Annotated in this window: 5 protein-coding genes; 2 read left to right on the top strand and 3 right to left on the bottom strand. The window is 67.4% G+C overall.

What is annotated here, in order from left to right:
* The coding region (locus ABZ717_RS24560) for a DUF222 domain-containing protein (protein WP_358514433.1) at nt 1–1,178 on the bottom strand (1,178 nt) is incomplete at its 3' end.
* Nucleotides 1,179–2,089: 911 nt separating this feature from the next.
* Here ABZ717_RS24560 and ABZ717_RS24555 point away from each other — a divergent pair.
* Together ABZ717_RS24555 and ABZ717_RS24550 are read left to right on the top strand one after the other, a co-directional pair.
* Nucleotides 2,090–2,722, top strand: coding sequence for a class I SAM-dependent methyltransferase (locus ABZ717_RS24555; protein ID WP_358514431.1), 633 nt, complete (start codon nt 2,090–2,092; stop codon nt 2,720–2,722).
* A gap of 270 nt (nt 2,723–2,992) precedes the next feature.
* Nucleotides 2,993–6,217, top strand: coding sequence for a transglycosylase domain-containing protein (locus ABZ717_RS24550; protein WP_358514429.1), 3,225 nt, complete (start codon nt 2,993–2,995; stop codon nt 6,215–6,217).
* Nucleotides 6,218–6,289: 72 nt separating this feature from the next.
* Here the strand turns inward: ABZ717_RS24550 and ABZ717_RS24545 are convergent, their stop codons facing one another.
* Nucleotides 6,290–7,366 carry a prenyltransferase gene (locus ABZ717_RS24545; protein WP_358514427.1) on the bottom strand — a complete coding sequence of 359 codons (1,077 nt, stop codon included), beginning with the start codon at nt 7,364–7,366 and terminating at the stop codon, nt 6,290–6,292.
* Entirely contained in the window at nt 7,366–8,097 is a 732-nt protein-coding gene (locus ABZ717_RS24540; RefSeq protein ID WP_358514436.1) for a methyltransferase domain-containing protein, read from the bottom strand. Before ABZ717_RS24540 ends, ABZ717_RS24545 begins: the two co-directional genes overlap by 1 nt.
* Nucleotides 8,098–8,103 lie beyond the last annotated feature (6 nt).

Here is an 8,103-nt window from a genome sequence, read left to right as displayed (position 1 = left end):
TGGGAGAAGGGGACGATGTGGTCGTACTGCGACCAGCTACGCGGCATGTCGCAGCCCTGGTGCCACTCGCAGTAGGGCTTCTTGAACCCGGCCGCTTGGCGGACCGGGTCCGGGGCGCACCGCTGCTTTCGCCCCACGTCCAGCAGGGTGCGGCCTTGTTCGTCGGTGAGGAACCGGCGCAACCAACTGTGGGGGGTCAAACGGGCCACCATCTGATCGGGGAGGACCACACCATCCTCGGTGGTGGCGGGCTCTGCGGTGCCGTCTCCGAGGAAGCGTTTGAGGGGGACGGTGATGTTCAACGTGGCCAACGGTTGGCGGCTCAGGCTGGAGCAACCCCGGTGGGTCAGAGCGGTCTCGAAGATCCGCATCATCGCGTCATAGACTCGCTGATGCTTCGGCATCGCCGCGTTCTCCGGCCCATACGGTTCGGTGTAGGCCTCCAGGGCGGCCTGGATCAGCTCGTGGTCGGCCCCAGGCCCCCACATCCGCAGCAGGAACCCACCCTCGAATGTGGGCGAGAATTGGGCGCCCCGGTTCTCGAACGTTTCGTCGTAGTCCCGGTCGGCCTTATCCGGGTCCAGGCGGGCGACGAACCATTTCGCCGCGTCCCGCAACTGGCGCACCGAAGCCTGCGGGCACTCGGCCTTGAAACCGATCAACCCGAGTTCCAACCGGGCCCGAAACCCCTCCACCGAAGGACGCTGGGCACGGAATTCCTCATCCGCCGTTTCCAGGACTTTCGCCCACTCACCCACAGCCTTTTCGGTGGAGGTCGCGATGGCGCACGCCTCACCCAGCGACAAGACCTCACCTTGGAAGGCTTCTTCCACCAAGGGCAGTTGCTGCTTGTACAAAGCGCGGGCGAGGGTGGCAAGGCTCTTGGCCTCGGCCGGGGAGGTCCCCCACTGGTGGGTGATCCACGCCTGGATACTGCGCTGGCCACCCTCTTCCAACAGAGAACCGGTGGCCTCCATACGGGCCAGGGCGGGCAACATCCCGTAGCGGATCCGGTCTGTTTCCTGGTTGAGCCGGCGAAACTGTGCGAGCACATCGCCCTCGCACCCGAACGGGATATCCCGGCCGGAGAATTCCACCGCCATCTCCCGCGCACCCGCCATCGCCTTATCGACCGGGGTGTTCCCGGCCGGGCGCGGTGCGTGGGGAGGAAAGCTCATACTCTGATTATATGCGAACACCCCCAAGAACGGCAGGCCTACCCGCGAGTTTATTGACCGAATTCTGGGGCCAGCATTCATACCATACGAGGACCCCTGTTTCGGGTTACCCGCAACCCCTTTTCCTTATGGCCGGATCCGTCTATCACGGAGATACTCCTGGCGAATTCGAGGGAAGGGGCTCTGAATGGAAACGATCTTGTCCGTAGCGCCATGTTGGGCGCCCAACATGGCGCTACGAGCAAGATCATCGCTGAAAAGACCAGAGCCAGCCACCGCGGGGACGCGCCTCGCCCCGAACCCCACCTGTAGCGGGTCCTTCGTGACCGGACCCGTCACGTAGTGGCGACGCGGCCCACGAGGACACCAGAGGGAGGGGAAGGCATCCGGCCGGCTGCGGCCGGAGTGGGCCGCAGGCCCACAGGGCCCTTTGGGACCCCAACCACTCTCCCCCCTTCCCCGATAGCCGCCAAACCGCCGCCCGTGCCGTACGGGTCAAGGCCACCCACCACGCTGATGCGCAACTCAACATTGCCTTGACGCGTGCGGTGCGGGCGGCAACAATCACGCGGCGGGGAAGGAGGGAGAACCCACCCCCACCCCGCCCAACAACCGGCAGGCTCTCGACCCCAGGCGCCCCACCAACCCACCCGAGCAACGCCCAACAACCGGAAGATTCTCTACCCGAGGCGCCCCACCAACCCACCCCCGCCCCGCCCAACAACCCCAAGACTCCCAACCCCAGGCACCCCACCAGGAGACCTTGGGCAGCACGAAACCGGCGAAACCAGCGGCTCCCCCAAGATCGATGGGATCACGCTCACCAACCCCACCACCACCCCCAACTCCCCGCCTGTGGATGACGGGGTCGGGGTGGGGGAGTAGGGGGTGGGGAATGGGACAATCTCCGGATGACGAAGACAATCCCGGCGGAGCTGTTGGCGGCCGCTGAAGCGGCGAAGGGCTTCATGCCCACGGATGAGGGCCTGGCCCTGTACGAGACGGCTGTGGAGTACGCCGGCCGGGGGCCGATCGTGGAGATCGGGACCTATTGCGGGAAGTCCACCGTGTTCCTGGGTGCGGCGGCTCGGGTGGCGGAGGCGAAGGTCATCACCGTGGACCACCACCGGGGGTCGGAGGAGCATCAGGAGGGTTGGGAGTACCACGACGCCACCCTGATCGACCCGGAGACGGGGAAGTTCGACACACTTCCGCACTTCCGACGTACGATCACGCGGGCAGGGTTGGACGAGGAGGTCATCGCGATCGCGGGGGCGTCCACGGCGGTCGCGGCCGTCTGGGGCACCGAGTTGGGCATGCTCTTCATCGACGGTGGCCACAGTGAGCAGGCCGCCCAGAACGACTATGAGGGTTGGACCCCGCACATCGCGGTCGGTGGCGCGTTGGTCATTCACGACGTCTTCCCGAACCCGGAGGACGGGGGACGTCCGCCCTACAACATCTACCGCCGTGCTCTGGAGACCGGACGGTTCAAGGAGGTCCGCGTGGTCGGTTCCATGCGGGTGTTGGAACGTACCTCCTGATCCGACGTGGTTCTCGTGGCTCCAGGGGTCCTTCGCCCCTTGGAGCACGGGGTGATTCATCGAACACCATGTGACACGCGGGGTGAGGGTAAGCCCTTGGTAAGAAGTCACCGGGCGGTTACGGATTCGGCCTTGACACAGTTACGGGCGGGTATCGTGACGGTGAGGGTGGAGCGATGATGGTGGCGATTTTCCCCGGGATACCGCTTCAGTCCTGACTCGAACTGAACCGATCAGGGGCACTCGCGCGTCAAACACCAGGACGGCACGGTGCCGGACGTGATTTGCCATGGGGGCGGGGAGCTGAGCGAGAGCACACACGGCGACGGCGGGACGGATGGACAGCGTCCCGACTCGAATACGCCGGAGACGAACGACACCTCTGCAGAGGAGCTGTCCAGTCAGGCGACGCCCCAGGGTGATGTCCCCGCTACCGATGATGACAAATCGGAGGGGGATTCCGGAGGGAATGACACTCCTGAGCCGGAATTCATCGTTGGCGGGGCCGCCGCATTCAAGACCAGTGGCACGTTCTTCCGTGACCGGGTGGCCAAGACTTTGGCCGATCAGGGTTACGGCCTGGACGACGTGCCCTCTTCTGATTTGAGCACCGACTCGGAGACGGCCGAGACGGCCGAAGCCGAAGACGAAAACGAATCGGACTCCGAGTCCTCCACCTCCGCCGCCCCCTTCGCGGCAGAGGACAAGGAGGACAAGGAGGAGACCGAGGAGGTGGCTACCGAGGCGGCGGAGAACGCCCGCGCCGAGGACCCCGACAATGAGGCGACCGGTGTCTTCCCGCTCCCGAACCTCTCTCAGGCGAACGCGGAGGAGCAGGAGGGGTCAGCGGAAGAGGAAGACGCTCCCGCGCCCGCCCCGGCTTCTGGGAGCCCTGAGGGCTCTCAGCGTCCTGAAGGGCCGGACGGGGTGGACTCTCCGGTGGCCGCCGCGGAGGCGACCACCGAACCCGAGGACGAGCCGGACTCCGAGGACGAGGCGAAGCCGACCGAGGCGATGCCCGCGGTGGCGGCCACCGCGTTCGTTTCTCTCCCGGATGAGCAGCCGGAAGAGAAGCCCGAGGCCACCGACCGGACCGCCGAGCATGAGGCGGCGTCGGCCGATGACGAGATGTGGCCGCAGCCTCGACGGTTCTCCGACTACACGTCGGAGCGCGAGGAAAAGGCCAGGGAAGAGGCAGAGAAGGACGACGCCTCCACCGCGGCCGCAGCGACGGCCGCAGCGGCCGCGGGCGGGGTCGCGGGAGCGTCCGCCGCTCCCGCCTCGGCTCAGGCCGCGGCACCCGGTGGTCCGACCGGCCCCGGAGGTCCCAAGGGCCCACCCGGCGGCCCCGGTGGACCGAAGGGTCCCGGCGACAAGGCCAAGGGCGGCAAGAAGCCGAAGACCAAGAAGCCGCTGTGGTGGCGCATCCTGCGCGTGTTCCTCATCGTCACGGGTCTGATGATCATCGCGGGCGCGGGTGTGTTCGCGTTCTTCTACACCACGGTGGAGATCCCGGACGCGGCCAAGGCCGACGCGGTCGAGCAGGGGTCGACGTTCTACTTCGCCGATGGTGAGACGGAGTTCGCCTATCGCGGCACGGACCGTGATGTGGTCGACTACGAGGAGATGGTCGCCGGTGGCGACCACGTCGTCGAAGCCGTCATCTCCGCGGAGGACCGGGGCTTTTGGACCGAGCCCGGTGTCTCGCTGAGCGGTACCACGCGCGCGGTGTGGTCCACGATCACCGGCGAGCAGGTGCAGGGTGGCTCGACCGTCACCCAGCAGATGGTGCGCAACTACTACGAAGGGGTGTCCCTGGAACAGACCGTGGCCCGCAAGGTCCAAGAGATCATCATCGCGATCAAGGTGGACCAGAACGAGGACAAGGAGTGGGTGATGGAGCAGTACCTCAACACCATCTACTTCGGTCGTCAGGCCTACGGTATCCAGGCCGCCGCTCAGGCGTACTACCACAAGGACGTCGACGAGCTCACCGCGGAGGAATCCGCCTTCCTGGCCGCCGCCATCCAACAGCCGACCCGCTTCGGTCAGGCCGACGTGGAGACCACGCCGGCGATGGAGAACCGGTGGCAGTACGTCATCAACGGTCTGGTCACGACCGAGGCCATCACCCAGGCCGAGGCCGACCAGATGGAGTTCCCCGCCCCTGAGCCGGAGAAGCCCATGGACGGCGCCGACATCAGTGGCTACAAGGGGTACATGCTCCAGGAGGCCCTGAGCGAACTGGAGCGTCTGGGCTACACCGAGGACCACATCAACCGGCAGGGCTACAAGATCGTCACGACCTTCGACAAGGACATGATGGACGCGGCCTATGAGTCGGTCGAGGCGATGGTGCCTCCGGAGAACCTTCCCGAGGGCGTCAACATCGGTCTGACCACCATCGACCCCGCCACCGGTGAGGTCAAGGCGTTCTACGGCGGTCACGACTACGTCGCCAACCAGTACGACAGCGCCTTCCTGGGCGCCGCGCAGGCCGGCTCGGCGTTCAAGCCGTACGTGCTGGCCACCGCTTTGGAGCAGGGCTACGGCCTGAACTCCACCGTGGACGGTCGCGGTCCGCGGGACGTTCAAGGGTCCCGGGTGCAGAACGCGGGCAACTCTCCCGGCGGGGTCATGACGTTGACCCAGGCCACCCAGGTCTCCAACAACCTGGGCTTCGTCGAGCTGGCGCAGGAGGTCGGCTTCGAGGAGATCCGCCAGACCGCCTACGACGTGGGTCTTCCCGAGGGCAGCATCGCCGACAACCAGCTGGTGCCGGTCATGCCGCTCGGAGCGAGCAGCGTGCGCCCGGTCGACCAGGCCAGTGGGTTCGGAACCTTCGCCAACGGCGGTGTGCACATGGAGGCGCACGTCGTCAAGGAGGTCGTGAACCAGGCGGGCGACAACGAGCGCCCCGAGGTCGTCGAGAACCGTGCCCTGGAGGAGACCACGGCCGCGGACGTCACCCACGCGCTGGAAGGGGTCGTCAACAGCGGCACCGGTACGGCGGCACGACTGTGGGACCACCCGGTCGCGGGTAAGACCGGTACGACCGACGGCAGCGTCGCCGCCTGGTTCGTGGGTTACACCCCGCAGCTGTCGACGGCGGTGGGCGTGTACAGCGGGAACAACGAGAGCTTCAGCATCCCGGGGCACAACATCTCCGGTGGTGGTCTGCCGGCCTCGATGTGGAACTCGTACATGACCCGCGCGATGGAGGGGTACGAGCGCGGTTCGTTCCCGGACCCGGCGTTCGATGGCACCACGGAGAACTGGGCGCCGGATCCGGCCACCCAGGAACCTCAGGAGCCTCAGGAACCGCAGGAACCTCAGGAGCCCCAGGAGCCTCAGGAACCGCCGGAACCCGAGATTCCGGAGATCCCGGAGGAACCGGAGATCCCCGAGATTCCGGAGGAGCCGGAGGAGCCGGGCGTCCCGGAGCAGCCGGGAATCCCGGAGATGCCACCGTCGACCCGTAGTGAAGACGGCTAGCGCTCTCACGGGAAGAGGGCCCTGTACCGCATCGGTACGGGGCCCTCTCCGCCGTGTGGGAGGGGTGGATCCTCAGGTCACCACCGGCTCGGTGTCCCAGCTGTGCAGGAACACCCGGGAACCGGGCGTGGTGCGGGTGAGCGCGTCCACGGCCAGCACGACCGCGGCGGTCGTCCAGGTGCTGCGTTCGACCGGCCAGCGCACCTGTTCGGCGAACTGGTAGCCGGTCCAGTAGACGCCGTCGTCGGGGTCGCGCAGGTGCTGGATCTCCCGCAGGATGCGTATCGCGGCGTCGGTCTCGCCCATGGCGGTCAGCGTGAGCACCAGCTCGGAGGACTCCGCCGCGGTCACCCACGGCTGGTCGCTCACGCAGCGCACACCCAGGCCGGGCACGACGAAGGTGTCCCAGCGCTCCGCGACGCGGGCCTTGGCGTCCTCACCGCGGACCGCTCCGCCCAGGATCGGGTAGAACCAGTCCATCGAGAAGCGGGAGCGGTCGGCGAACAGCTCCTCACGGTCGTTGATGAGGACGGCGAGCCGGTCGGCGGCGGCCTCCCATCCAGGGCGTTCCCTGCCCAGCCGGGCGCCCAGCGCGGCGCCGCAGCGCAGCGCGTGGTGCACGCTGGAGCAGACCGTGAGCAGGGCGTGGTCGCCGGGCGTTCCGTCCTCGCCCCGCGCCCACAGGATCTCCCCGTGGTCGCCGCGCAGCGTCAGTACGAACTCCAACCCGCTCTCGACGGTCGGCCACAGTTCCTCGGCGAACACGGTGTCGCCGGTGGTGAGCAGGTGGTGGAACACACCCACGGCCGGATAGGCGGCGTGGTTGGCCTCGCGCAGACTCGTGACGGGCGTTCCCTGCCGGAACTTGGCGGGCCAACCGCCGCCTGGATGGCGGCTCTTCGACAACCATCGGTAGGCGCGTCGGGCGGCCTCGGCGTGTTCGGGCACGGTCAGCCCGGTCACGGTCAGGGCCATGGCGCACTCCACGTGGTCCCACACGTCGGCGTGACCGCCGGGGAACCAGGGGATGGCGCCGTCGGGCTCCTGGGCGCGTACGAGGTAGTCGGTGGACCGGTACAGCTGTTCGGTGCTGAGGACTCCGGGCAGGTGCAGGGCGTCGGGGTCGCTGGGCGCGGGTGCGGAGGCCATCAGTCGGACACGTCGGTCGTGATCGGCTTGCGAACGTACACGATGACGCTCTTGCCGATGACCGGGTTGAGGAGTCTCTCCGCGATCCGGGTCACCTTGGGGGCCTGGAGCATGTCCCAGACGAGCAGGTCGTGGTAGGCCTTGGCCGCCGGGTGGTCGTTGTTGTCGGTGCCCACGGCGCACTTGATCCACCAGTAGGGGGCGTGGAGGGCGTGCGCGTGGTGGTGCGGGCCGATCTCGAATCCGGTGGCCTTGAGCTTGGCCTCCAGTTCGGCGCGGGTGTAGATGCGGATGTGGCCGCCCTCGTTGGTGTGGTACTCCTCCGAGAGCGCCCAGCAGATGCGTTCGGGCAGGAAGCTGGGCACGGTGATGGCCGCGATGCCGCCGGGCCTGAGAACCCGGTACAGCTCCTTCATGGCGGCGGTGTCGTGCGGCAGGTGCTCGAAGATCTCGGCGGCGACGACACGGTCGAAGGAGTCGTTGTCGAAGGGCATGTCGAGGGCGTCGCCCTTGACGGTCTCGGCCTTGGCGGAGGCGGGCGCCTCACCTTCGTGGGCCATGGCGGCGAACATGGTCTCGACCTCGGCGAGGTCGTCGACGTTCTGGTCGAAGGCGACCACGTCGGCGCCGCGGCGGTAGATCTCGAAGGCGTGGCGGCCGCCGCCACATCCCAGGTCGAGAACGCGGTGGCCCGGGCCGACGGGGAACAGGTTGAAGTCGACGGTGATCAGTGGAGG

The organism is Nocardiopsis sp. NPDC006832 (genome assembly GCF_040635885.1).
Lineage (GTDB): Bacteria > Actinomycetota > Actinomycetes > Streptosporangiales > Streptosporangiaceae > Nocardiopsis.
The sequence above is the reverse complement of the archived record's forward strand: the minus strand, read 5'-3'. Positions and strand labels throughout refer to the sequence as shown.

Bases quoted from the DNA above. Each gene is read 5' to 3' on its own strand.
- ABZ717_RS24555 (WP_358514431.1), top strand. From the start codon at position 2,090: ATGACGAAGACAATCCCGGCGGAGCTGTTGGCGGCCGCTGAAGCGGCG.
- ABZ717_RS24545 (WP_358514427.1), bottom strand. From the start codon at position 7,366: ATGGCCTCCGCACCCGCGCCCAGCGACCCCGACGCCCTGCACCTGCCC.